This window comes from Oceanicaulis sp. LC35, assembly GCF_052055585.1.
In the GTDB taxonomy this organism is placed as follows: Bacteria; Pseudomonadota; Alphaproteobacteria; order Caulobacterales; family Maricaulaceae; genus Oceanicaulis.
On the sequence record NZ_CP170485.1, the window covers coordinates 1,730,385 to 1,754,467 of the forward strand.

General features: G+C 62.9%; 21 protein-coding genes. 9 read left to right on the forward strand and 12 right to left on the reverse strand.

The genetic code is table 11. The annotated features are described in order from the left end of the window. Positions 1-41 precede the first annotated feature (41 nt). The 3 genes from ACFELO_RS08235 (at position 42) to ACFELO_RS08245 (ending at position 4,490) form a co-directional block, all read left to right on the forward strand. The gene (locus tag ACFELO_RS08235; RefSeq protein ID WP_440957295.1) at positions 42-1,922 is read left to right on the forward strand and encodes an ABC-F family ATP-binding cassette domain-containing protein; all 1,881 of its coding nucleotides are present in this window, start codon (positions 42-44) and stop codon (positions 1,920-1,922) included. Between the two features lie 47 nt (positions 1,923-1,969). After that, positions 1,970-2,746: a hypothetical protein gene (locus ACFELO_RS08240; protein ID WP_440957296.1), complete on the forward strand. Its 777-nt coding sequence runs from the start codon at positions 1,970-1,972 to the stop codon at positions 2,744-2,746. 127 nt (positions 2,747-2,873) lie between these two features. Continuing rightward, complete coding sequence (locus ACFELO_RS08245; protein WP_440959911.1) at positions 2,874-4,490, forward strand: acyl-CoA synthetase; 1,617 nt, start codon at positions 2,874-2,876, stop codon at positions 4,488-4,490. 41 nt (positions 4,491-4,531) lie between these two features. Here the strand turns inward: ACFELO_RS08245 and ACFELO_RS08250 are convergent, their stop codons facing one another. The 3 genes from ACFELO_RS08250 to ACFELO_RS08260 are packed head-to-tail and all read right to left on the reverse strand — an operon-like array spanning position 4,532 to position 6,808. Continuing rightward, positions 4,532-4,834 (reverse strand): I78 family peptidase inhibitor, encoded by a 303-nt coding sequence (locus ACFELO_RS08250; protein WP_440957297.1) that lies wholly within the window; start codon positions 4,832-4,834, stop codon positions 4,532-4,534. After that, on the reverse strand, positions 4,831-5,280 hold the full coding sequence (locus ACFELO_RS08255; RefSeq protein WP_440957298.1) for a DNA polymerase III subunit chi: 450 nt from the start codon (positions 5,278-5,280) through the stop codon (positions 4,831-4,833). Before ACFELO_RS08255 ends, ACFELO_RS08250 begins: the two co-directional genes overlap by 4 nt. A gap of 58 nt (positions 5,281-5,338) precedes the next feature. Continuing rightward, positions 5,339-6,808: a leucyl aminopeptidase gene (locus ACFELO_RS08260; RefSeq protein ID WP_440957299.1), complete on the reverse strand. Its 1,470-nt coding sequence runs from the start codon at positions 6,806-6,808 to the stop codon at positions 5,339-5,341. Between the two features lie 156 nt (positions 6,809-6,964). Here ACFELO_RS08260 and ACFELO_RS08265 point away from each other — a divergent pair, with 156 nt between their 5' ends. The 6 genes from ACFELO_RS08265 to rsmA all read left to right on the forward strand — a co-directional run bounded on the left by ACFELO_RS08265 (position 6,965) and on the right by rsmA (position 14,594). Next, the gene (locus ACFELO_RS08265; protein ID WP_440957300.1) at positions 6,965-8,095 is read left to right on the forward strand and encodes an LptF/LptG family permease; all 1,131 of its coding nucleotides are present in this window, start codon (positions 6,965-6,967) and stop codon (positions 8,093-8,095) included. Beyond that, the gene (locus ACFELO_RS08270; protein WP_440957301.1) at positions 8,092-9,195 is read left to right on the forward strand and encodes an LptF/LptG family permease; all 1,104 of its coding nucleotides are present in this window, start codon (positions 8,092-8,094) and stop codon (positions 9,193-9,195) included. The genes ACFELO_RS08265 and ACFELO_RS08270 overlap by 4 nt, the downstream gene beginning before the upstream one ends. Before the next feature lie 70 nt (positions 9,196-9,265). Continuing rightward, positions 9,266-11,440, forward strand: a complete 2,175-nt coding sequence (locus tag ACFELO_RS08275) for an LPS-assembly protein LptD (RefSeq protein WP_440957302.1) — start codon at positions 9,266-9,268, stop codon at positions 11,438-11,440. Positions 11,441-11,521: 81 nt separating this feature from the next. Beyond that, the gene (locus ACFELO_RS08280; RefSeq protein ID WP_440957303.1) at positions 11,522-12,757 is read left to right on the forward strand and encodes a peptidylprolyl isomerase; all 1,236 of its coding nucleotides are present in this window, start codon (positions 11,522-11,524) and stop codon (positions 12,755-12,757) included. After that, the gene (gene pdxA, locus ACFELO_RS08285; RefSeq protein WP_440957304.1) at positions 12,754-13,743 is read left to right on the forward strand and encodes a 4-hydroxythreonine-4-phosphate dehydrogenase PdxA; all 990 of its coding nucleotides are present in this window, start codon (positions 12,754-12,756) and stop codon (positions 13,741-13,743) included. Before ACFELO_RS08280 ends, pdxA begins: the two co-directional genes overlap by 4 nt. Then, a complete protein-coding gene (gene rsmA / locus ACFELO_RS08290; RefSeq protein WP_440957305.1) occupies positions 13,740-14,594 on the forward strand; it encodes a 16S rRNA (adenine(1518)-N(6)/adenine(1519)-N(6))-dimethyltransferase RsmA in 855 nt (284 codons plus the stop codon). Before pdxA ends, rsmA begins: the two co-directional genes overlap by 4 nt. Positions 14,595-14,613: 19 nt before the next feature. Here the strand turns inward: rsmA and ACFELO_RS08295 are convergent, their stop codons facing one another. The 9 genes from ACFELO_RS08295 to fabD form a co-directional block, all read right to left on the reverse strand. Continuing rightward, positions 14,614-16,602, reverse strand: a complete 1,989-nt coding sequence (locus tag ACFELO_RS08295; protein WP_440957306.1) for a S9 family peptidase — start codon at positions 16,600-16,602, stop codon at positions 14,614-14,616. 90 nt (positions 16,603-16,692) lie between these two features. Next, the gene (locus tag ACFELO_RS08300) at positions 16,693-17,952 is read right to left on the reverse strand and encodes a DUF2254 domain-containing protein (protein ID WP_440957307.1); all 1,260 of its coding nucleotides are present in this window, start codon (positions 17,950-17,952) and stop codon (positions 16,693-16,695) included. A gap of 64 nt (positions 17,953-18,016) precedes the next feature. Beyond that, positions 18,017-18,673: a guanylate kinase gene (gene gmk / locus ACFELO_RS08305; RefSeq protein WP_440957308.1), complete on the reverse strand. Its 657-nt coding sequence runs from the start codon at positions 18,671-18,673 to the stop codon at positions 18,017-18,019. Positions 18,674-18,678: 5 nt separating this feature from the next. Continuing rightward, positions 18,679-19,560 carry a YicC/YloC family endoribonuclease gene (locus tag ACFELO_RS08310; protein ID WP_440957309.1) on the reverse strand — a complete coding sequence of 294 codons (882 nt, stop codon included), beginning with the start codon at positions 19,558-19,560 and terminating at the stop codon, positions 18,679-18,681. Between the two features lie 15 nt (positions 19,561-19,575). Then, complete coding sequence (gene mltG, locus ACFELO_RS08315) at positions 19,576-20,628, reverse strand: endolytic transglycosylase MltG (protein ID WP_440957310.1); 1,053 nt, start codon at positions 20,626-20,628, stop codon at positions 19,576-19,578. Between the two features lie 14 nt (positions 20,629-20,642). Further along, the gene (gene fabF, locus ACFELO_RS08320) at positions 20,643-21,932 is read right to left on the reverse strand and encodes a beta-ketoacyl-ACP synthase II (RefSeq protein ID WP_440957311.1); all 1,290 of its coding nucleotides are present in this window, start codon (positions 21,930-21,932) and stop codon (positions 20,643-20,645) included. A gap of 16 nt (positions 21,933-21,948) precedes the next feature. After that, positions 21,949-22,185 carry an acyl carrier protein gene (locus ACFELO_RS08325; RefSeq protein WP_009800441.1) on the reverse strand — a complete coding sequence of 79 codons (237 nt, stop codon included), beginning with the start codon at positions 22,183-22,185 and terminating at the stop codon, positions 21,949-21,951. A 185-nt stretch (positions 22,186-22,370) separates the two neighbouring features. Beyond that, positions 22,371-23,108 carry a 3-oxoacyl-[acyl-carrier-protein] reductase gene (fabG, locus tag ACFELO_RS08330; RefSeq protein WP_440957312.1) on the reverse strand — a complete coding sequence of 246 codons (738 nt, stop codon included), beginning with the start codon at positions 23,106-23,108 and terminating at the stop codon, positions 22,371-22,373. 6 nt (positions 23,109-23,114) lie between these two features. Next, positions 23,115-24,056: an ACP S-malonyltransferase gene (gene fabD, locus ACFELO_RS08335; protein WP_440957313.1), complete on the reverse strand. Its 942-nt coding sequence runs from the start codon at positions 24,054-24,056 to the stop codon at positions 23,115-23,117. Positions 24,057-24,083: the final 27 nt, after the last annotated feature.

Here is a 24,083-nt window from a genome sequence, read left to right on the forward strand (position 1 = left end):
GACTTGCCCGGCGTCAAAGAGCGCGCTAACCGGCACGCCTCATGTTGCACATCAATGACCTCACCCACCGCATCGACGGACGCCTGCTCTTTGATCAGGCGACGCTGTTCCTGCCCGCCAAGACCCGCATGGGGCTTGTGGGGCGCAACGGCACGGGCAAATCCACCCTGTTCCGGCTGATCCTGGGCGATCAGAGCCCCGATGACGGCGCGGTCAGCGTGCAGCCCGGCGCCCGCATCGGCACGGTGGCGCAGGAAGCCCCTGCAGGTCAGACCTCGGTGATGGATTTCGTGCTGGCGGCGGACATTGAGCGCTCCGCCCTGCTCGCCGAAGCGGAAACCGCAACCGACCCGCACCGCATAGCAGACATCCAGACACGGCTCGCTGACATCGACGCGCATTCAGCCGAAGCGCGCGCGGGCGCTATCCTCAACGGTCTGGGCTTCAACACCCAGGATCAGGCGCGCGCCTGCGCCGAGTTCTCTGGCGGCTGGCGCATGCGTGTGGCGATGGCGGCGACGCTCTTCGCCAAGCCAGACCTGTTGCTGCTCGATGAACCGACCAACTATCTCGACCTTGAGGGCGCGGTCTGGCTTGAAACCCACCTTCAGAAATTTCCGGGCGCCGCGCTGATCATTTCGCACGACCGCGACCTTTTGAACTCGTCCGTGCACGCCATCGTCCACCTCAAGGATCTCAAGCTGTCTGTCTGGGATGGCGGCTATGACCAGTTCCAGCGTCAGCTGGCCGAGCGTCAGCGCCTGCAGATGAAGCTGGTGGAAAAGCAGGAAGACGAGAAGCGCCGCCTGCAAGCCTTTGTGGACCGGTTCAAAGCCAAGGCGACCAAGGCCAAGCAGGCCCAGTCCCGCGTCAAGCGCATCGAGAAGATGCAGCCCATCGCCACCATGGTGGAAGATCCGGTCGCGCCGTTCGAGTTCCCCAATGCCGAGCGCAAGATGGCCAATCCGCTGGTGCGCTTTGACGAGTGCACAACGGGGTATTCCGAAGACAAGCCGATCCTGAAAAATCTGGGCATGCGCATCGATATTGATGACCGCATCGGCCTTCTGGGGCGCAATGGCGCGGGCAAGTCCACCTTCGCCAAGCTTCTGACCGGCGCCCTGCCCGTCACCTCGGGCGCCATGCGTATGCACAAGAAGGCGGTGGTCGCTCATTTCGCCCAGCACCAGATCGACGCCCTCTCGCCGAACCATTCCGCCTACACCCATGTGCTCGAACGCATGGAGGACAATACCGAGGCCGAGCGTCGCTCCCGCCTCGCCCGTTTCGGCCTGCCCGCCAATCGTCAGGAGACGCCCGCCAAGAACCTTTCGGGCGGTGAGAAGGCGCGGCTTTTGATGAACCTCATCACCTTCGATGGGGCCCATCTTCTGATCCTAGACGAGCCAACCAACCACCTCGACATCGACAGCCGCGAGGCGCTCAAGGCCGCGATCAACGAGTTTGCGGGCGCGGTGATCATCATCTCTCACGACCGGGACCTGATCGAAAGCTGCGTGGACCGGCTGTGGCTGGCCGCAGACGGCACGATCAAGCCCTATGACGGGGATATGGACGATTACCGGCGCGAGCTTCTGGCAGGTGAAGCCAAACCCCGCGACAAGTCCAAACCCACGGGCGGACAGAAGACCCAGGACCGGCGCGACGCCGCAGCCGCGCGCGAAAAGATCAAACCTCTCAAGGCGCAAGCGGCCAAATGGGAGAAAGAGATTGAACGCCTCAAGGGCGTGCTTTCAAAGATTGACGCCGGTCTCGCCGTGGATGGCCTGTGGGAGAAAGACCCCAATCTCGCGACCGAGCTGACCAAAAAGCGCTCCAGATGCGTTGATCTGATCGACGAGGCGGAACTGGCCTGGCTCGAAGCCGAAGAAGCCATCGAGGCCGCGCAGAGCGCGCTTTGACCTGACAGAGAAATACGGCTTAGTTCTCCCCAGAGGGGAGAGTGTTGATGTTTTTCAAGCCACGCGCGGTCGAAGACCATATCGCTGACTGGGTCGAGGCGAACTTTGCTCGCATCCTCGAAGGCTTCAGCTCGGACAAAGCGGTACGAGATACCGCGCTCGTCACGCCGCGAAATGGCGGCTTTGTGGTGGACGCCCGGACGGCAGAAGAATGCGCCGAGCAACTTTTTGTCAGGACTGCCGAGTTTTGTGGAGTTCGCGACTGGCCGATCCGGCTTGAAGGCGTGGATGACACGCATCACTTGCAACAGGTGAGTGCGCTACATTTTCTCGAGTCAGACAAGTCCGCTGCCGGCACCTTTCAGGTCCAATCGAATGAACTCGTGATCACCTATGCCCTGAGTGATGTTAGTGCCCCGGTGCATCTTATCGCGACGTTCGCTCATGAGATAGCGCACGCAGTCCTCGCCGGTCATCCGGTGGAGCGCGAGGTTCCAGAAGAGGAAGTCGAACTCCTCACTGATTTGATGGCCGTCTATCTGGGCTTCGGCGTATTCCTCGCCAACTCCGCCTTCCATTTCCAGCAATATTCTGAGTCAGGATATGCTGGATGGCGATCCTCTCGCCGTGGGTATCTGACCCAGGAAACGCTCACGTACGCGACAGCTCTGTTCTGCGAAATCCGGCAGGCGGATCATGACGTCGCCAAAGCCAGTCTGAAGCCTCACTTGGTCAAAGTGTTCGACAAGGCCTGCAAGCAGATTGCGCAACGCGAGAGCTTGGCGGCGCTTATGGCTCTGGATCGGGGCGACGCGTGCGTCTAACCACTGCCAAATACGCCTAAAGTCGCGTGACCTTCGGTCGCCTTGCCCCTGTACCTTTCCGGTGTCGGAATGATCCGATCAAGACGTTTGTCAAAACGCGACCCCGGGGAGTTTCCAGTTGAGCCAGATGTACGATACGGATCTCGACCGTAACGCCGCCAACCATGTGCCGATCAGCCCGATCAGCTTTCTGACGCGCACCGCCCGCGCCTATCCTGAAAAGCTCGCCGTCATCCACGGTGACATCCGCCGCAACTGGGGCGAGGTGTATGAACGCTCGGTCCGGCTCGCCTCGGCGCTTTCAAAGCGTGGCGTCAGAAAAGGCGACACCGTCGCGGTGATGGCGCCGAACATTCCCGCCTTCGTGGACGCCCATTTCGGCGTGCCCATGTCCGGCGCCGTGCTCAACGCGCTCAATATCCGGCTCGACGCAGAAGCCATCGCCTTCATCCTCAAGCATGGCGAGGCGAAGGTCATTCTGGTGGATCGCGAATTCTCGTCTGTGATCGCTCGCGCGGTGCAGGAGATCGACGCCAAACCGCTCATCATCGACATCGACGACCCGCTGGCCGAGCATGGCGATCTGATTGGCGAGGTCGAGTATGAGGCCTTCCTCAGGGAGGGCGATCCCGACTTTGATTTCCATCGCGCCGATGATGAATGGGATGCGATTGCGCTCAATTACACCTCGGGCACGACGGGCGATCCCAAGGGCGTCGTCACCCATCACCGGGGCGCGTATCTCAATGCCGTGGGCAATGCGATGGAATGGGATATGCCCCATTTCCCGGTCTATCTGTGGACCCTGCCCATGTTCCACTGCAATGGCTGGTGCTTCCCCTGGACCATCGCGGCGAAGGCGGGCGTCAATGTCTGCCTGCGTCGGGTCGAACCCTTCGCCATCCTGTCCGCTATCGCCGAGCACAAGGTCACGCATCTCTGCGGCGCGCCCATCGTGATGAGCATGATGATCCAGCTGCCGGAAAAAGAGCGGCCGGACTTTGACCATCCAGTCGCGATGATGACCGCCGGCGCCTCCCCGCCCGCCACGGTGATTGCGGGCATGGAAGCCATGGGCGTGACGGTGACGCATACCTATGGCCTTACGGAAGTCTATGGCCCCTCCATCGCCTGCGCGTGGAAGCCCGAATGGGATGAGCTGCCGCTGAAAGACCGCGCACGGCTGAAAGCGCGTCAGGGCCTGCCCTACATCACCCAGGAAGATCTGATGGTGGCCAATCCTGAAACCATGGAGCCCCTGCCCTGGGACGGTAAAAGCCTGGGAGAGATCATGATCCGAGGCAATGCGGTCATGAAGGGTTATCTGAAGAACCCCGCCACCACCGAGAAGAGCTTCAAGGGCGGCTGGTTCCATACCGGCGATCTCGCCGTCACCCATCCCGACGGGCATGTGGAGATCAAGGACCGCTCAAAGGACATCATCATTTCGGGCGGGGAGAACATTTCCTCGGTCGAGGTGGAGGATGTGCTCTACAGCCATCCCGATGTCGCCGCCGCCGCCGTGGTCGCGAAACCCGACGCCAAATGGGGCGAGACGCCCTGCGCCTTCATCGAGCTGAAGACCGGGGCGACGGTGAGCGAAAAAGACATCATCGCCTTCGCCCGCGAGCATCTGGCGCACTTCAAGGCGCCGCGCATCGTCGTGTTCGGCGAACTGCCCAAGACCGCCACCGGCAAAATCCAGAAATTCATGCTCCGCGAACGCGCGCGGGACATGCACTAGGGGTAGAGAAAGAGAAAGGCGGCGCTAAGCGCCGCCTTTTCCTACCCGCACTTCACTTCAATGATCGATCCATCTTCGCCGACCACAATGTTCAGGCGGTCGGGGCGGTAATCCATCGTGACTGCATCACCGGGACCATAGACACGGTGCGGGCGCGGCAGGCTGTCCGTATGCACGCCGCCCACGGGCTGGCCGACCAGCACCTGATAGGCCTCGGCGGCGCAGGGCTGGGGTTCGGGCATGGGAACCGGATCGGCCCCGGCATTGGCGTTCGTGGTCGAAGCGGTCGTCGCGCACGCGGTCAGGGTCAGACCGGCGGCGAGAATAACGAGTGTACGGATCATGCTTTGCGCTCCCAGCGGCCCATTTCGTTCTGTTTCCAATAGCTAATCGGAATATCGGACTTTTTTTGGGCGGCCCAGAGGGCGCGCGCCCGAGCCACGCTTGTTTCGTCGTTCGCTTCAAACATCACCACAACACGGTCCCAGGCGGACACATCGCCCGGCGCGGCGCCATCAAGGCAAAACAGCATGCTGGCGGCATTAGGGTTGTCGGTGCGATCGGAGAGCACGATGGGCTGATGCTCCACATGCTCCGCTTCAGCGCGGCCATGGGGCAGGAAGCTGTCATCGCGGAAGGTCCACAAATGGCTGTCGAGATGCTCGAGCCGGGACTCTTCCTGGCTGCACACCACAGCGCGGCCGCCCCGCTCCATCAGCTTGGTCAGAAGTTCCGGCAACGCCTCGTCAACACTGGCGTTTTCCAGATGATAGAACCAAAGCTCAGCCATAGTGCGTCCTGAATGGCGACGCCCCCGGCCCAAGGCCGGGGGCGCTTCGGCAAGGGCGTTAGCCCTCGAAGTTGTCGCGCACCAGACGGTCCAGCAGGCGCACGCCATAGCCGGTACCGAAGGTGGGGATGCGCGGATCCTTGGAGCCAGCATTCATGCCGGTGCCGGCGATGTCGATATGGATCCAGGGCTTCTCGTTCACGTGACGCTTGAGGAATTGCGCCGCAGTGATCGACCCGGCCAGACGGCCCTCGCCCACGTTTTTCATGTCCGCGTTCGGGGTGTCGATCTGACGGTCGTATTCCGGACCGATCGGCAGACGCCACACGGTCTCGTCAGAGGCCTTGCCCGCTTTCTCCAGCTTGGCGACCAGATCGTCGTCATTGGAGAACACGCCCGCATGCTCATGACCCAGCGCGATCAGGATGGCGCCGGTGAGCGTTGCGAGGTTGATCATGAATTTCGGATCGAAGCGGTCTTGCGTGTACCACAGCACGTCACCCAGAACGAGGCGGCCCTCGGCGTCGGTGTTGTGGATCTCGATGGTCTGGCCAGACATGGATTTGACGATGTCGCCCGGACGCTGGGCGTTGCCGTCAGGCATGTTCTCGACCAGGCCGATCACGCCGATGACGTTTGCCTTGGCTTTACGACCGGCCAATGCGGCCATCAGGCCGACCACGGCGGCGGAGCCGCCCATATCGCCCTTCATTTCGTCCATGCCCTGACCCGGCTTCAGCGAGATGCCGCCGGAGTCAAAGGTGACGCCCTTGCCGATGAAAGCCAGCGGCTTGTCGCCCGCCTTGCCGCCATTCCACTTGATGATGACCATCTTGGATTCGCGCACCGAACCCTGGCCGACACCCAGCAGGGCGTGCATGCCGAGCTTTTCCATTTCGGCTTCGCCAAGCACTTCAACCTCAAGACCCAGCTTGCTGAGTTCCTTGACTTTTTCAGCATAGCTTTCCGGATAGAGAACGTTCGGCGTCTCGTTCACAAGGTTCCGCGCCAGGGTCACGCCCTCGGCCACCGGCGCCCAGTCGGCCCACAGCTTTTCAGCCGCCGCCGCGTCAGCGGACACGATCTCGACGCTCTCGACGGACGGCTTCTTGTCGTCGCTGAGCTTGGTGCGATAGGTGTCAAAACGGTAGGCGGCGAGGCTGGCGCCCAGCGCACCACGGCACAGAAGGTCCGCATCGCCATCCAGATGCACCGACACCGCCTTGGCGCCCGAGATCAGGATCGACTTGATCACGCCGGCAACGGCCTTCTCGGCGCCATTGCCGTCCAGCTTGGACTTGTCGCCCAGACCGAAGAGCACGATGCGGGTCGCATCCACGCCCGCAGGCGCTGCAATTTCCAGAAGGTCGCCAGCGCCGCCCTTGAAACGGGAGGCCTCGATAGCGCGCGTCACGGCGCCGGACGTCGCCGAATCAAGCGCCTTCGCAGCATCAGACAGGGCGCGATCGGCGAAGACCGGCGCTGCAATTGCATCACCCGATGCGGAGGCGGCAAACGAGATTTTCATGGCAAACCTTTCCAGTATCAGCAAGATTTCGGCGCGCGAGGTCCGCGCGGCCCGTTGGAGAACTCCATGCGGGCAGTGGTATCGCATCCCAACCCGCGTTAGAAGATGCGGTCTTCATGAGTGCGAACTGCTCGACCGACCTCACATTGGCGCCGAATGACCCTGTTTCAACGCTATACTTTCAGACAGGCGCTGTGGCCCTTCCTCGGCGCCATGTCAGCGCTGACCGGGCTGGCGGTCCTGACGCAGTCTCTGTCCAATCTGGATTTGATGGCCGAGCGCGGGGAAACGGCGCTGGTGCTGATCACCATCACCGTGCTGGCCATGCCGCAGGTCATCGCCCTGCTGCTGCCGATCGCTGTCTTTCTGGCGGTCGCGATCGCGCTCAACCGCCTGACCAGCGATTCCGAACTCACCGTCGCGGCCGCCGCCGGGATGAGCCGGTTTCAACGCGTCAGCCCGTTCCTGCGTCTGGCGATCTATGTCCTGCTGGTCAATCTGGTGATCAATCTGTTCGTCCAGCCCGCCAGTTTCCGCCTGATGCGGCAACAGCTGTTTGAAATCCGCACGGACCTCGCCGCCAGTTTCATGCGCGAGGGCGAGTTTGTACCGCTGGGCGATCAGGTGACGTTCTATGTGCGCGAGATCAGCGATGATTCCGTGCTCAATGACGTCTTCATCATGGATGACCGCACCGGCCAGTCCGCCGCCTACGCCGCGCGTCGTGGCCGCATCGCCTCGACCGATCGCGGCCCGGTCATGCTGCTTGAGGACGGTGTGCGCACCCAGGTGGACCAGTCCGGCGTGCTGACCAATCTCAGCTTTGACAGCACCAAGGTGGAGCTGACCCTGTTCGTGGACAACACGGCCTCGCTTTTCTTCAAGGAGAGCGACAAGTATCTGCCCGAATTGCTGCGCCCCACCCCGGCTGACATCGCCCGCGCCGGCGGCAAGGGCCGTCTGTATGCCGAGGGGCATTACCGCCTGTCCGCACCGCTCTACAATCTGGCTTTCGCGCTGATCGCTCTGGCCGCCTACATGTCTGGCGAACATCGCCGCATCGGCTATGGCCGCAATCTGATCCTCGCCGGCGCCAGCGCCGTCGTGTTGCGGCTGGCTGGCTTCGCCATTCAGGCCGCCGCGGAATCCGACGACGGCATGAATGCTGTGCAATACCTCGTACCACTGATCGGCATCATCGCCGCCATCGCCATCATTGGCCGCCCCCGTCGCCGGGCGCCGCGCGTCGAGGGCCCGGCCTCCATCCAGGCGGAGGCGCAGGCATGATCGGTCGTCTCTGGCGCTATATCTTCATCCAGACGCTGATCGGCCTGATCGGCGCGGCGGTGATCATCACAGCGGTCATCCTGCTGATCGATTTCGTGGAGACCTCACGCGATATCGGGACGCGCGTGGGCATTTCCGCCATTCAGGCGCTGCACCTGTCGCTGCTGAAGGTGCCGCTGCTGGTTCAGGACACCCTGCCCTTCATCGTGCTGTTCGGCGTGCTGTTCACCTTCTTCCGCCTGAACCGCCGCTCCGAGCTGATCGTGATGCGCGCCTCTGGCTATTCCGCCTGGCGGATCCTGGCGCCGGTGGCGATCCTTGCAGCACTTACGGGCGCGGTCAGCACGCTGGCGCTGAACCCGCTGGGCGCTGCGTCGAACGCCCGGTTCGAATCCACCCGTGAAGCGCTGTTTGAAGGCGAAGGTCAGTCGAGCGGCGCCAATCAGTCCGGCCCGATCTGGCTGCGCGAGACCACGTCGACCGGCTATATCATGATCACCGCCCTGCAGCAGGGAGGCGATGAGTCCACCCTGACCGAGCCGGTCTTCCGCCAGTATGTGCTGACCGAGACCGGCGCACCTCTGCTGGATCGCCGCATCACCGCCGATCAGGCCGAGCTTAATGGCGGGTTCTGGAGCCTGACGAACGCAGTCGAATACGCCCCCGGCGGACAGGCTGCGGAGCTGGGCGATGTGGCCTTGCCCACCAATGTGGGCCGTCAGGCCTTGTTTGAACGCGCACGCTCCCCGGGGGCTGTGTCCTTCTGGCAATTGCCCGCCGTGATCGCTTCGGCGCGCGATGCGGGCCTGTCTTCGCTGTCCTACGAGCTGCGCTGGCATGGTTTGCTGGCCCAACCGCTGATGCTGGTGGCTGCGGCGCTGATGGGCATCGCCGCCACATTGCGCCTGCACCGCCTGGGCGGCGCCGCAGGTTTTGCAGCCGCAGGCGCGACGGCGGGCTTTATTCTGTATTTCAGCCAGGAGCTGATGCTGGGGCTTGGCGCCTCGGGCGCGATCACGCCAATGACCGCCGCCTGGACCACACCTGCGCTGTTCTCGCTCGCAGGCTTGTTCTTTATCGCCGCCACTGAAGACGGCTGATGCGTGGACGATGGCGCCCCAATCCGATACATGGCTTATTGGGGCTTGGCCAAGGGACTGAACACCGATCATGAAAGCGTTGTACCGATCTGCGGCGGCAGCCGCCCTTCTTGCGGCGTGTGCGCCAGCAGCGATGGCGCAGTCCATCAGCAATGATCGGGTGTATCTGGATGCGGACGAGCTGATCCAGGATCGCGAACATGGCCTGTATATCGCACGCGGCAATGTGCGCGTTCAGACCGGCGACCGTGTGCTGTTCGCGGACGAGCTGACTTATAATCCCGCCATCAATCGCGTGATCGCCAGCGGCGGCGTGCAGATCTTTGACGGCTCCGAACCCGCCCAATATGCCGACGAAGTCGAGCTCAGCGATGATCTGCGCGAAGGCGTAGCCCGCGGCTTCACCACGCTTCTGGAAAACAATGGCCGCGCCGCCGCCGGCGCTGCGCTGCGCCGACCGGATGGCTCGGTGGAATTGTCGAACGCGTATTACACGGCCTGCGAGCTGTGTGAGAGCGGTGAAGGCGAGCCCACCTGGCGCCTGCGGGCGAGCCGTGTGGTGCGCGACACCCAGAACAAGGTGATCTATTACCGCAATGTCCGCCTTGAGGTGCTGGGCCGCCCGATCCTGTACTCACCGGTCTTCGCCCATGCTGACCCGTCTGCGGAACGCCAGTCAGGGTTTCTGTTCCCGGTCCTGAACAGCTCCAGCCGTCTGGGGTTCAGCTATCAGCAGCCCTATCTGTGGGCCATCGGCCCGTCCCAGGAGCTGATCGTCTCGCCGCGCTATATGAGCAAGGTGAACCCGCTGATCCAGCTGGACTGGACCCGCCGCTTCTATTCCGGCGAGATGAACATCCAGACGAGCTTCACCTACGATCAGGAGTTCGATCAGGACGGCAAATTCGGCGATGAAGAACTGCGCGGGCACGTCTTCGCCGACGGTCTGTTCAGCTTCAATCAGAACCTGCGTTGGGGCTTTGGCGTCGAAGCGGTCAGCGAAGACCTCTATCTGCGCCGCTATGGCTATGAAGAATCGCCTGACCGCGCCAACGGCCTGTTCAACATCGCCGACCAGCGCATGCTGCTGAACCAGCTGTTCTTCATCGGTGATGGCGAGCACTTCCACGGCGACGCCACGATCATCCACTTCAACAAGCTGCAGCAGGATGTGGATGACGACACCCTGCCTTTCATCTCGCCGCTGATCCGATTCGGAGCCGAATTGCCCATGCCGGACTGGGCGGGCGATCTCGACTTCACTTTCAACACGGTGAACCTGCACCGCAATGCAGGCGATGATTACACCCGCGCCAGCCTGGGGCTGGACTGGCAGCGCCCTGCGATCCTGCCCGGCGGCCTGCGTGCGGAAGCCTTCGCCGTGGCGCGCGCTGACGCCTATGCCTTCAACGAAACCGACGCCAATGGCGACGAAATCGACCAGACCAATCTGACGCGCGCCCTGGGGGCGGCGGGGCTGGATCTCAGCCTGCCCTTCGTGCGGCCGGGCCGGAATGTGAACTGGCTGATCGCCCCGCGCGCGGCAGCGATTTTCGCCAGCAGCGACAATGCCGATACCACTCCGGTCAATGTGGACAGCAGCTCGATCGAGTTCCAGCAAAGCCAGCTGTTCGACGCCGCCCGCGCCAATGGCTATGATCTGTGGGAAGATGGCGCCCGCGTCGATGTCGGCCTGACCGTGGCCGCAGACTGGAACGGCGCGCTTCCCGGCGAGGTCGAAGTGTTTGCGGGCCGCAGTTTCCGGCTCGACGGCGAGCAGCGATTCCCGGCTTCCAGTGGTCTGGCGGACGATGATTCTGACTGGATCGGGCAAATTCAGGTCGATCTGGGCCAGTTTGATCTCGACGCCCGCGCCCGCATCGATTCTGAAACCCAGGAAATCAACCGCTTGGATCTGACGACCGGCTTTGAAGCCTGGCGCGTATCCATGAGTGCGCGTTACACCCGCCGCACCGACGCCGCCTCGACGAGCCAGCTTGAAGAAGTCACGGCTCGCGCCGGCTTTGCGCTGACCGAGGAATGGTCCGTGGTCTATGACGGCGTCATCGATCTGGAAGAAAACGAAGTGCGCCGCCAGCGGGCGGGTCTGCAGTATCGTGACGAGTGCACAAACCTGCGCATCCTTTGGGAGCGCGACAATATCGATGTGGCCAATCTGGGCCCGAGCGACTCCGTGAAACTGGAGATCGTCCTGTTCACCCTCGGCGGGCTGAGTGAAGATTAACGCCTGACACGCAGTCCGGCGATTGCGTCGGCTCCGTGTATCGGTATCTTGCCAGAACACCTCTAACCCTATGGTTCTTACATGGCGTTCCGACTCGCGCTGACTATCCTCGCCGGCATCGCAATGGCGACCGCTACGCCCACGGCCTATTCGCAACAGGTCGAAGGCATCGCCGCTGTCGTGAACGACGAGCCGATCACCACGCTGGACGTGCGCAATCGCATGCGTCTCATCATCTCCTCCTCAGGGGTTCAGCCCACTGAAGAGATGCTGACCCGCATCCAGGACCAGGCCATTCGCGGGCTGGTGGACGAGACCCTGCAACTGCAGCAGGCGCGCGAGTTCGAGCTGGCCGTTGAGGAAGCCGAAGTCGACGACGCCATCGCCGATATCGCTGCCCGTTCGGGCGCGACGGTTGAAGAGGTCGAATCCGATCTCGCCGCGAGCGGCATCGACATCCAAACGCTGCGTCAGCAAGTGAAAGCCGAGATCGCCTGGCAAATCCTCGTCAGCGGCCGGTATCGCTCTCGCATCCGCATTTCAGACCAGCAGATCGAAACCGCGCTGGATCGCTACATCCAGTCCGCCTCCCAGCCGCAATACCGTCTCGGCGAGATCTTCATAGAAATTACGCCCCAGGGCGGCGAGGAACGTGCGGTCGGCGTGATCCAGACCATTTATGGCCAGCTGCGCCAGGGCGCGCCCTTCCAGGCCGTCGCCCAGCAATTCTCTGATGCGGCCAGCGCCAGCGCCGGCGGCGACACCGGCTACCTGCCCCTGTCCGGCATCAACGCCCAGGTCGCAGAAGCGGCCACGCAAATGGAGCCGGGCCAGATCTCCAACCCGATCCGCGTGCCGGGCGGTTTTCAGATCATCGCCCTGATCGACCGCCGCGACGGCCAGGTCATCGAGCAACTGAACCTTGCCCAGATCACCATTCCGAGCTCGCGTCTGACCGATGCCAATCGCGCCGCCCTTGTGCGCGCCGCCGCTGACATAAACAGCTGCGATGCTCTGGAAGAGGCTGTGAGCGGCGTCGAAGGCGCTTTCGTCACCAATCTGGGCGATGTGGGCGCCAATGCCCTCGTCCCGACCATTCGCGACGCCCTGAGCGGCCTTGAACCTGTCGCTGCCACGTCTGTGCTGGACACGGCGGCAGGAGCGCAGGTTTTCGTGCTGTGTGACAAGGCGCTGACCGGCCCCGGCGTGCCGAATGCAGAGCAGATCGAGAACCAGCTGATCAACCAGCAACTCTCCCTGCTGTCCCGCCGCTGGCTGCGCGACCTGCGCCGCGACGCCACCATCGAGATCCGGTGAGCCGCGCCCCCCTGGCCCTGACCCTTGGCGATCCCGCAGGGGTCGGCCCCGAACTGAGCCTGAAAGCCTGGCGCGAACTGCGCGATGAAGATGTATGCTTCGTCGTCTATGGTGATCCTGCACCCTTGATGGCGGCCGCACAGCTGCTGGATCTGCCACGCCCCGAGCTGGTGTCAGACGCCGATGAGGCGCGACGCGTCTTCACGAACTTCCTGCCCGTGATGGCGCTTGAACCGTGTGAGAGCGAAGCGGCAAGCGCCGTGCGCTCGATCGAAGCAGCGGTGGAGGCCGTCAAGGCCGGACGGGCGAGCGCTGTGGTCACCAACCCGGTTTCCAAGTCCCGGCTGTACGAGATTGGCTTCACCTTCCCCGGCCACACCGAATTCGTCGCGCATCTGACTGCTGACCTGCCCATGAGCGGCGCTCGCGGTCCGGTGATGATGCTCTCGGGCGGCGGTTTGCGGACCGCGCTTGTGACCATTCACACCCCGCTTCTGGACGCGATCCAGTCGCTGACGCCGGAGCGTGTCGCGCATACGGTTCGGGTGGTCGCTGACGCGCTGAAACGCGACTTCGGCCTGGCGAAACCACGTCTGGCCCTTGCCGGACTGAACCCGCATGCGGGCGAAGGCGGCGCGCTTGGCCGTGAAGAGATCGAGATTCTGGCTCCCGCGCTCGAACAGCTGCGCGCCCAAGGCCTCACAATCGCAGGGCCTCTCCCGCCGGACACCATGTTCCATGAAGAGGCGCGCGCGCAGTATGACGCCGCAATCTGCCTCTATCATGATCAGGGGCTGATCCCGGTCAAAACGCTCGACTTTCATGGCGGTGTGAACATCACGCTCGGCCTGCCGATCATTCGAACCAGCCCCGATCATGGCACTGCCTTTGACATTGCCGGCAAGGGCGTGGCGCGCCCGGACAGCCTGATCGCCGCCCTCCGGCAGGCTGACGCTATGGTTTCAAGCCGTGAGGCTGAGGCATGAGCATGGACCAGCTGCCGCCCCTGCGTGAGGTGATCGCCGAGCACGGGCTGGGCGCGGACAAGCGCTTTGGCCAGCATTACCTTCTGGATCTCAACCTCACCGCCAAGATCGCGCGTCTGTGCGGCGACATGACCGAGGCGACGGTGTTTGAGGTCGGCCCCGGCCCGGGCGGACTGACGCGAGGATTGCTGAGCGAAGGCGCCGCGCGTGTGACGGTGATCGAGAAGGATCGCCGCTTCGTACCGGCGCTCGAACAGATTTCCGAGGCTGTTCCCGGGCGCTTCTCAATCATCGAGGCGGATGCGCTGAAAGTGGACGAAAGCACGCTGCCCCATGACGGCGCCCGCATCCTCGCCTCAAACCTGCCCTATAATGTGGGCACGGCGCTGTTGATCAAATGGCTTGAAGCCGATCCCATCTGGTGGACGCGGCTGGTGCTGATGTTCCAGAAGGAAGTGGCCGAGCGCGTGGTGGCCAAAGCCGGCGACAAGCAATATGGCCGTCTGGCGATCCTCGCCGCCGCCGTGGCGAAATCGCGTTACGCCTTTACGGTTCCGGCCCGCGCCTTCACCCCGCCGCCCAAAGTGGACAGCGCCGTCGTGGTACTTGAGCCCCTGCCCGAAGACCAGCGCTTCACCGATCTGAAGGCGCTCTCCATCGTAACCGAAAGCGCGTTCGGTCAGCGTCGCAAGACTTTGCGCAAATCCCTCGGTCCGGCGGCGAGCCAGACCCGCGTCAGCCCCGAAGCCTTGCTTGAAGAAGCCGGGATTGATCCCGGCGCGCGGGCGGAAACGATTGCGCCTGAAGGATTCTTTACGCTCGCCAGAGCCTGGCGCGCGGCCCGGGACTAGCCCGGACCCGCAGACCCGCCTAACCTTCGTCATCGGGCGCAGAACCGGCCAGATGCTCTTCCAGGAATTGCAGATAGGCTTCTGACGCCGTGATGCGGTTTTCGCGACGGCGGAAGCCATGACCTTCGTCCGGGAACAGGACGTACTCCACAGTCGCGCCATTCTCACGCGCCGCAGCCACCAGCTCATCACTTTCCACCTGCAGCACGCGCGGGTCATTGGCGCCCTGCACCACCAGCATCGGACGCACGATCTGGTCGGCGTGGAAGAGAGGTGAAATCGCGCGGTGCCGCTCGGCGTCCGTCGCAGGGTCGCCCATCTCGTCATAGAGCGCCTCGCGGAAGCTCTCCCACCAGGGCGGGATGGATTCCAGCGTCCGCACCCAGTTGGTCACGCCGAAGATGTTGATGCCCGCATCAAAGGCTTCAGGGTGGAAGGCCAGTGCGGCGGCCGCGATATAGCCGCCATAGGAGCCGCCGATCACGCCGACAGCATCATCGCGCACCCAGTCAAGCGAGCGCAGATAGTCGCCCGCCGCCACGATATCCTGAAGGTCTTCCTCGCCATGACGGCGGTCATCCATATGGTAGAAGGTCTTCCCGTAGCCCGATGAGCCGCGATTGTTGGCGGCGTAAACCGCGTAGCCATTGTTCACCAGATGCTGGATTGCGGCGCTATAGCCGGCGCGGCTCTGTCCGCCCGGACCGCCATGCACCCAGACCAGCGCCGGGACCGGCGTTTCCGCGCTGGCGTTGTGAGGCCGGTAGAGGATGCCCGGAATGGTGACACCGTCGAAGCTCTCAAAGCGGACAACTTCCGCTTCCACAAGGTCATGCGGCTCAAGCACCGGGTTCAGCGCTTCGGTGAGCTGGCGATGCTCGCCTGTCTCAAGGTTGACCCAGTGAATATTGTTGGGCGCGACGGATGAGGTGACGCCAAACGCCATCTCGGTTTCGTCCTCATTGAAGCGCACGCCGGCGAGGTCACCGGACGGCACGCTGTCAGGCAGGCTGACCATTTCGCCGGACCGGGAGTCCAGAATGGTGACATCGGTGAAGCCGTCATTGTTCACCGCGCTGATGCGGTAGCGACCGCTGGGCGAATAGCCCACATAGCTCACATCCCAGTCCGCCTCGATCAGCGGCGCGCGATCACCGCTCGCAAGATCATAGGACCAGGCTTGATTCCACTCGCCATGCTCGTTCGTGGCGTAGATCAGAGCCGAGGAATCCGCCGTGAAATCATAGGCGCCATAGGCGATATTGCCGTCATGCTCGGTAATCAGCACCGGCGCGTCATCTGTGGTCATATCCGCCAGCAAAAGATCGCTGTCCGCAGAGGTGCGGGAACGGGTCAGCGCCACCCAGCGACCATCCGGGCTGACCGCGCTGATCTCCAGCGCGTCGGTGTTTTCAAACACCATCGTGCGCTCATAGGTCTCTGTGTCATAGGCGTAGAGATCAAACGCGCCAGAATCGCGCTCATTGGTGGTGATCCAGAACGCTTCACCATCCGCAGACCAGCCCGCGAAACCGGCTTTCACATTCTCGCCCGGCGTCAGGTCCACCAGCTCGCCATCGGCATGTCGCACGAAGACGTGGTTGAGCTCGTCCCCGCCATTATCTGCCGTGACAAGGATCCGCTCATCATTGGGGAACCAGGTCAGGGCGTAGGTAGCGTTGCTGTCTGACTGGGTCAGCGCGCGTTTGTCCCCCGTTTGCGGGTTCAGGGCGTAGGCGTTGAACACGCCCGTCTCGTCAGAGGAAATCAGGATGTCGCCGCTCTGGTGAGAGAAGGCGTGCCCACCGCCGCCCGCCAGGGAATAGGAAGTCGTGTTAAAGAACACATCCGCCGAATAGCCCATACGCGGCGCCACTTCGGTCTCGGCTTGCGCATTGGAGACCGCTTCGGTCTCGGTCAGAGCGCCGGATGAAACCACGACCGTTTCATCACAGGCGGACAGGGCGAATACGCTGGCGACAATCAGAAGGCTGGATTTAAAGCTCATAACGCCCCTCCCCGGGATATTGATGCTCAGACACGCTAGCATGGGCGCCGACCCTGTCGAGTAATCATTCAAATCAGGCAGGATCGCCCCCTAGCCGTCAAAGCCCAGACGACTTGAGGCCTCCCGCAGCTGATCGCGATCCCCTTCATAGCTCACCGTCGCCAGAGCCCGTTCCAGAATGTCGCTCGCCAACCTGTCTGCAGGCTCCGCATAAAGCGCCGCATCCTGCGCCTTGAGACCCTTTAGAGCGCTCAGAAGGGTACGGGTGATGACCGGACGGTCCGCGCCGTCGAATGCAATGGGGTGAAAGCCGCACTGCAGCGCATGGCTGACCGCGATCCCGGGCAGGAAGACGCGTTGCTCCGCATCCGCATCATCGTTTGTCTTATCCCGACGCTCCGCCAGCGTCAGCGACCATTTATGCAGTACGCGCTCAATGGCGCGGATGACATGGATGGCCGTGCCCGGATCATTCACCCCCGGCGACAGCGCCTTGGACGCAATTTCGGAGAGCACTATCAGGCCAAAACAGGGATCAGAATGAAAATCCCGATCAGAGCCAAGATTGAAGCAGGCGCACAGGGCGTCGCGGCAGTCTTCATCCACATCGCTGGACAATCGCGCCAGAGGCGCGCCTGCATCGGCGAAATGGCCCGGCGGGGCCAGCACTACGACTTTGAGCTCCAGGCGCTCACACAGATTGCGTAAATCCTCGAGCGCCACGTTCTGCACAAAGCCCGGCGCCTTTGGATACAGGTCCACACCCGACTCAAATTCGGGAGGTTCCGGCACGTCCTTGGGTACCGGGGCGTGATCAAAGGCCAGCTGGGCCGCATCTTCCACCCGCCTTATCGCCTCGGTGACATCGCCCAGACGCGACAGGCGCGACAGCCAGCGGATCAGGGTCGCGACCACGATCAGCACCAGCAGCACCGTCAGACCGAACAGGATCACTCGGCCTGCGGGAGAGTACAGATCGAGCCGCGTGCCGATCACCCCCAACAGGCTGAACAGGAAGGCGCCGATGAAGGTGGAGATGGCGTTCTGGGCCGCCGCATCCTCGACCAGCAGGGCTCGCGCCCGCGGCGTGGCCGAGCTTGAGGCGGACCGCAGCGCCGACACCATTGTGGAAAGCGAGAAGATCGCCACCGCCAGAAGGCTGGAGGCGAGGATCGTCAGAACCGCTTCATTGGTTTCCGCCGAGATCAGCTCTTTCCACTCAAACGGCAGAAAGGGATCCATGATCGGCGTCAGAAAGACGGTGAAAGCCGCACCGGCGGCATAGGCGGCCGGACGGAACCAGATGGACCGGATCACGCGATTGACGAGAAACTCGGCCCTGGACAGCATGTTGGCGGACGCCCCTTCTGATTACCCTGATCAGAAGAAACGCGCGGGGCGCTGAGCAGTTCCCCTATTCCTCCATCAGTGCGTCGACAAAGCCTTCCAGCCACGGATGGCGGGACCGCTTCAGGCGCTCGGCGTGCAGGATCAGGGAAAGCTTTTCGAGCGCGCGGGAGAAGTCGTCATTGATGACGACATAGTCGTACTCGTCCCAGTGCTCGATCTCGGCCTTGGCGCGGTTCATGCGGCCTTCAATGATCTCATGGCTGTCCTGGGCGCGCTTGTGCAGGCGGTCACGCAAAAGCTTCAGGGACGGCGGCAGAATGAAGACCCGAACCACATCTTCCGGCGCGCTTTCAGCCAGCGCCTGGGCGCCCTGCCAGTCAATGTCGAACACGACGTCACGGCCTTCGTCGAGCGCTTCCTCAACCGGGCCTTTGGGCGTGCCATAGTAATTATCGAACACCTTGGCCCACTCATAGAACTCGTTCGTCTTGGTCTTCGCGACGAAGTCGTCCTGCTCCATGAAGTAATAGTCTTCGCCATGCTTCTCACCCGGACGCGGATCACGCGTCGTGGCGGAAACCGACAGGACAAGATCCGGATTCATGGTCAGAAGGCGTTTGGAGAGCGTGGTCTTGCCCGCGCCAGACGGGCTCGAAAGCACCAGCATGAAGCCGCGGCGCTGGCCGCGAAAAACCGGGCCGGTCAGATGATCACCATGCATGGCGACTACTCCACATTCTGGACCTGCTCACGCAGGCGATCGACCGTCGCCTTGAGCGCCAGCCCGATATTGGTCAGTTGGGTGTCCGCCGATTTGGAACACAGCGTATTGGCTTCGCGGTTGAATTCCTGAGACAGGAAATCGAGCTTGCGGCCACAGGGCGAACCCGCGTCCAGAAGCGCATGGGCGCTGTCGATATGGGCTTTAAGCCGATCCAGCTCTTCGCGCACATCCGCCTTCACCGCCATCATGGCCGCTTCCTGGGCCAGACGGTCCGGATCAACACCGCCGGAAATCAGCTCGTCAAGCTTGGCCTGAAGCCGCGCCTTGATCGCATCCGGCAGGGCGGCGGCGCAATTGGCGGCCTGCTCGCGCAAATCGGTGATCTCTTCGAGATGACCGTCCAGCACGGATTTGAGGGCCGCGCCCTCTTCCAGACGTGCGGTCTTGAGGCCGTCAAAGGCTTCTGCGACCGCATCCAGTACAGCTGCATCACGGGCTGCGAGCTGATCCTCGTCCAGCACGGCATCCTCGGATGTGATGACGCCCTTGAGCATGAGGAGCTCACCCGCCGTCGGGCGCTCCGCCAGCCCCTTGTCCACGAGCGCTCGGGTCGCCTCGACATAGGCCATCAGCCGCGCCTGATCGACACTGGCTTCGGCGGACGCATCCGCCGCTGTCAGCGTCACGGTCAGGGATACAGAACCGCGATTGAACCGCGCCTTGGCCAGCTCGCGAACCGGGTTCTCAACCGCATCCAGCCCTTGCGGAAGGCGCAGACGGACATCCAGCCCCTTGCCGTTGACCGAGCGGGCCTCGACGGAAACAGAGCCGTAAACGCCCGAGCGCTCAGACCGGGCGAAACCTGTCATGCCAGACAGCGTCATTGCGATAACCTCTCGCTAGCCCCCGCGGGCGCGTTCGCGTTCGATCCGGCGCCATTGCGCCACGTTCCGATTATGCTCGGCCAGGCTGGCGGCGAAGGCGTGACCGCCCGTCCCGTCCGCCACAAAATACAGATACTGCCCTTCGGGCGGGTTCAGAACCGCCGCAATCGCATCCCGTCCCGGATTGGAGATGGGCGTCGGCGGCAAACCGTCGATCTGATAGGTGTTATAGCGATTGGCCGTGGAGTCGAGCTCGGAGCGGCGGATGCCGCGCCCCAAAGGCTCGCCCTGGGTGATGCCGTAAATGATGGTCGGATCGCTTTGCAGACGCATACCGCGACGCAGACGATTGACGAACACCGACGCCACCATCGGGCGTTCATGAGCGATGCCGGTTTCCTTCTCCACCACAGAGGCGAGGATGATCGCCTCTTCGGGGGTATCAAAGGGCAGATCTTCGGTCCGGTTCGGCCACAGCTCGTTGATCAGCGCGTCCTGAGCCGCTTCCATGCGATCAATCAGCGCCTGACGGTCATCGCCGCGGCTCACCAGATAGGTCTCGGGCAGCAGCGCGCCTTCTGCGGGGATGCGCGTGATCTCGCCGGTCATGACCTCGCTCGCCTCGACGATGCGCAGGATCATGGCCGTGGTGAGCCCTTCCGCCGCCGTCACCGGGTACTGGATGGTCTGGCCCGAGCGCAGGATGTCGTAGATTTCGGCCATCGAGGCCGCTTCAGGAATGGCGAACTCGCCCGCGCGCAAATCGCGGTCGCCGCCATCAATCATCACCATGGCGCGGAACAGACGCGCGTCAGTGACGAGGCCTTCTCGCTCAAGCTGGTTGGCGATTGAAATCAGGCCTGCGCCACGAGGCAGCAGCACGGTTTCATTGGCCGTCGCCGGGCCCGGGGCGGCAAATTGCTGGTTGATCCAGACCCAGCCGCCATAGGCCGCGCCTGCCGCCAACAGCGCCAGGACAACGAGTATTCCCATTAGCCAGAGCAACAGGCGCGCAAAGCCCCCGCGCTTTTTTTCCGGTTCGGAGGCGGGGGTTTGCGTCTCGCCCATTCAGGATCCAGACGTTAGTCGGCCTTGGCGAAGACGACCGAGGCGTTGGTGCCGCCAAAGCCGAACGAGTTCGACAGGACCGCCGAGAGCTCTTTCTTCACCGCAGCTTTCGGCGCGAGATTGATCGCCGATTCAACAGACGGATTATCCAGGTTGAGGGTCGGCGGGCAGATGCCGTCGCGCATGGCGAGGATCGAGAACACCGCTTCCACAGCGCCAGCCGCGCCCAGAAGGTGACCGATGGACGATTTGGTCGAGCTCATCACGAGCTCGGACGCCGCATCGCCAAACAGACGCTCGACCGCGCCCAGCTCGATCTCGTCGCCCTTGGGCGTAGAGGTGCCGTGCGCGTTCACATAGCCAATGTCGGCCGGGGTGAGGCCCGCGCTCTTCAGCGCCGCCTTCATGGCGCGGAAGCCGCCATCGCCATCATCGGCAGGAGCCGTGATGTGGTGGGCGTCGCCGGAGAGGCCATAGCCGCGCACTTCGGCGTAGATCGTCGCGCCCCGCGCCTTGGCCGCTTCGTATTCTTCAAGAATGACAACGCCAGCGCCCTCGCCCATGACGAAGCCGTCACGGTCCTTGTCCCAAGGACGGGAGGCGGCTTTGGGATTGTCATTGAAACCGGTGGACAGCGCCCGCGCTGCGCCAAAGCCGCCATACCCGAGACGGGTAATGGCGCTTTCCGCACCGCCAGCCACCATCATGTCCGCATCGCCGTAAGCGATCAGACGGGCCGCATCGCCAATGGCGTGCGCGCCGGTGGAACAGGCCGTCACCACGGCGTGGTTCGGACCTTTCAGGCCATGACGGATCGACACCTGGCCAGAGACGAGGTTGATCAGCATGGCGGGAATGACGAACGGGCTCAGCTTGCGCGGGCCGCGTTCATGCAGGGTGATCGAGGCGTCATAGATGGTCTGCAAACCGCCAATGCCGGACCCGATCAGAACGCCTGCGCGTTCCTTGGCCTCTTCACTCTCGGCTTTCCAGCCGGAATGGGCGAGCGCTTCGTCCGCCGCCGCGATGCCATACAGGATGAACTCATCGATACGTTTGCGATCCCGGGCGGGCATGACCGCTTCGGGGTCGAACGATCCGGGGACGTCTTCGCCCCCGCCGTTGCGCCCGTCGACGCGCGGGATGATGCCCGCAACGTGACTGGACAGATCGGACACATCAAAGTGTTCGATCTTCGCCAAGCCTGACTCACCCGCGATGATGCGGGACCAGACATGTTCAGTTCCGCAGCCGAGCGGGGTCACAAGACCCAGCCCGGTCACGACGACGCGACGCTTCGACATGAGATCTCGCTCCGGCTTAGCCGAGCTTTTCGGAGATGAACTTCACCGCATCGCCGACGGTCTGGATGTGCTCGGCAGCATCGTCGGGGATTTCGATATCGAATTCTTCTTCGAACGCCATGACCAGCTCGACATTGTCGAGAGAGTCAGCGCCCAGATCGTCGATGAAGGAAGCCTTCTCGGTGACTTTTTCAGCTTCAACGTCGAGATGCTCGACAACGATCTTTTTAACGCGCTCAAGAACGTCGGACATGTCGGTCCCTTTTCAAAATCTGTTTTGCGGACATCCCGGCGGGCGTCGCGCTTCCGTAGGTGTTGTTTACGCAAGGAGGGTTCAAGTCCTCCCCGTGAAGCGTGCGGGCTGATAACACGCCGAAAACTCGTACGCCAGCCGCACACTGTCTGGCAAGTCGGCCCGGGCGCCCGGACCTTTCCCGCCTAGATCATCGCCATACCGCCGTTCACGTGCAAGGTCTGACCCGTCACATAACCGGCTTCTGCACTGGCGAGATAAACGCACGCAGCTGCAATATCGCTGCCATGACCCAGCTTGCCGGCCGGAATCGTCGACAGAATCGCCGCCTTCTGGTCATCGGTCAGCGCATCGGTCATCGGCGATTCGATAAAGCCCGGCGCCACGCAGTTGGCCGTAACGCCGCGCGAAGCGACTTCCTGGGCCAACGCTTTCGTGAAGCCGATCATGCCCGCCTTGGAGGCGGCATAATTGGTCTGACCCGCATTGCCGGTCACGCCCACGATGGAGGTGATGCCGATGATGCGGCCAAAGCGCTGCTTCATCATTCCGCGCATCGCAGCCTTGGACAGGCGGTAATGGGCTTCAAGATTGACCTTGATGACCGTTTCCCAGTCCTCGTCCTTCATGCGCATCAGCAGCTGGTCGCGCGTGACGCCAGCGTTGGAGATGAGAATATCAAGGCCATCAAGCGCTTCGGACGCCTGCTTGGGCAGGGCGTCGACGCTATCGGCGTCGGACAGGTTCGCCGGGCAGACGGCGACGCGGTCGCCCAGCTCGGACGCCAGCTCGTTGAGCACGGCTTCACGCGTGCCTGACAGCGCCACAGACGCGCCCGCCTTGTGCAGCGCGCGAGCGATTTCAGAGCCCAGACCGCCGGTCGCGCCGGTGACGAGGGCTTTTTTGCCAGTGAGATCGAACATGTGGACTTACCCCTTGAGCGAAGCGGCGAAGGCTTCGATATCCTCGGCGGTCACGAGTGCGACGCCTTGAGCTTCCTTGATATGACGCTTGAGCATGGTGGTGAGCACTTTCGCGCCCGCTTCCACGAATTGCTCGACGCCCTGACCGTGCATCCAGTCCACGCTTTCACGCCAGCGCACCTTGCCGGTGACCTGCTCGACCAGTTGAGCGCGGATGGTTTCAGCGTCAGAGACAGCGCCCGCGCTGACATTGGTGACGACCGGCACGGACGGATTGGCGATGGAGGCGGATTTCAGCGCTTCAGCCATAGCGTCAGCCGCCGGCTGCATCAGCGGGCAATGGAAAGGCGCGGACACCGGCAGCAGCATCGCCTTGCGTACGCCCAGCTCCTTGATAGCCGCCACCGCGGCATCAACCGCAGCCCTGTCGCCCGAGATCACGATCTGGCCCGGCGCATTGTCATTGGCGATCGTCACAATGCCTTCAGAACCGCCCGCAGCCACGGCCTGCTCGGCCTGGTCCATCTCGGCGCCCAGAAGCGCGGCCATGGCGCCCTGCCCCACCGGCACGGCTTTCTGCATGGACTGACCGCGCAGCTTGAGCAGTTTCGCCGCATCGGAAATCGACAGCGCGCCCGCGGCGCACAGGGCGGAATATTCACCCAGCGAGTGACCGGCCACGAATTTCGCCGCCGTCACATCTACATCGAACTCGGACTTCAGAGCCGCCATCGCCGCCAGCGACACAGCCATGATGGCGGGCTGGGCGTTCTCGGTCAGGGTCAGCTCTTCAATCGGGCCATCCCACATCAGCTGCGAGAGGTTCTGGCCGAGCGCCTCGTCCACCTCTTCAAAGACAGCGCGCGCAGAGGCGAAACTGTCTGCCAGCGGCTTGCCCATGCCGACAGCCTGGCTGCCTTGTCCGGGAAATGTGAATGCAAGCGCCATGAAGCGTCCTCCCTGCAAATCTGTTTG

What these genes read in the sequence shown, in the direction of transcription:
- ACFELO_RS08235 (WP_440957295.1), top strand. Translation starts at nt 42, where the DNA reads ATGTTGCACATCAATGACCTCACCCACCGCATCGACGGACGCCTGCTC.
- ACFELO_RS08240 (WP_440957296.1), top strand. Translation starts at nt 1,970, where the DNA reads ATGTTTTTCAAGCCACGCGCGGTCGAAGACCATATCGCTGACTGGGTC.
- ACFELO_RS08245 (WP_440959911.1), top strand. Translation starts at nt 2,874, where the DNA reads ATGTACGATACGGATCTCGACCGTAACGCCGCCAACCATGTGCCGATC.
- ACFELO_RS08250 (WP_440957297.1), bottom strand. Translation starts at nt 4,834, where the DNA reads ATGATCCGTACACTCGTTATTCTCGCCGCCGGTCTGACCCTGACCGCG.
- ACFELO_RS08255 (WP_440957298.1), bottom strand. Translation starts at nt 5,280, where the DNA reads ATGGCTGAGCTTTGGTTCTATCATCTGGAAAACGCCAGTGTTGACGAG.
- ACFELO_RS08260 (WP_440957299.1), bottom strand. Translation starts at nt 6,808, where the DNA reads ATGAAAATCTCGTTTGCCGCCTCCGCATCGGGTGATGCAATTGCAGCG.
- ACFELO_RS08265 (WP_440957300.1), top strand. Translation starts at nt 6,965, where the DNA reads ATGACCCTGTTTCAACGCTATACTTTCAGACAGGCGCTGTGGCCCTTC.
- ACFELO_RS08270 (WP_440957301.1), top strand. Translation starts at nt 8,092, where the DNA reads ATGATCGGTCGTCTCTGGCGCTATATCTTCATCCAGACGCTGATCGGC.
- ACFELO_RS08275 (WP_440957302.1), top strand. Translation starts at nt 9,266, where the DNA reads ATGAAAGCGTTGTACCGATCTGCGGCGGCAGCCGCCCTTCTTGCGGCG.
- ACFELO_RS08280 (WP_440957303.1), top strand. Translation starts at nt 11,522, where the DNA reads ATGGCGTTCCGACTCGCGCTGACTATCCTCGCCGGCATCGCAATGGCG.
- rsmA (WP_440957305.1), top strand. Translation starts at nt 13,740, where the DNA reads ATGAGCATGGACCAGCTGCCGCCCCTGCGTGAGGTGATCGCCGAGCAC.
- ACFELO_RS08295 (WP_440957306.1), bottom strand. Translation starts at nt 16,602, where the DNA reads ATGAGCTTTAAATCCAGCCTTCTGATTGTCGCCAGCGTATTCGCCCTG.
- ACFELO_RS08300 (WP_440957307.1), bottom strand. Translation starts at nt 17,952, where the DNA reads ATGCTGTCCAGGGCCGAGTTTCTCGTCAATCGCGTGATCCGGTCCATC.
- gmk (WP_440957308.1), bottom strand. Translation starts at nt 18,673, where the DNA reads ATGCATGGTGATCATCTGACCGGCCCGGTTTTTCGCGGCCAGCGCCGC.
- ACFELO_RS08310 (WP_440957309.1), bottom strand. Translation starts at nt 19,560, where the DNA reads ATGACGCTGTCTGGCATGACAGGTTTCGCCCGGTCTGAGCGCTCGGGC.
- mltG (WP_440957310.1), bottom strand. Translation starts at nt 20,628, where the DNA reads ATGGGCGAGACGCAAACCCCCGCCTCCGAACCGGAAAAAAAGCGCGGG.
- fabF (WP_440957311.1), bottom strand. Translation starts at nt 21,932, where the DNA reads ATGTCGAAGCGTCGCGTCGTCGTGACCGGGCTGGGTCTTGTGACCCCG.
- ACFELO_RS08325 (WP_009800441.1), bottom strand. Translation starts at nt 22,185, where the DNA reads ATGTCCGACGTTCTTGAGCGCGTTAAAAAGATCGTTGTCGAGCATCTC.
- fabG (WP_440957312.1), bottom strand. Translation starts at nt 23,108, where the DNA reads ATGTTCGATCTCACTGGCAAAAAAGCCCTCGTCACCGGCGCGACCGGC.
- fabD (WP_440957313.1), bottom strand. Translation starts at nt 24,056, where the DNA reads ATGGCGCTTGCATTCACATTTCCCGGACAAGGCAGCCAGGCTGTCGGC.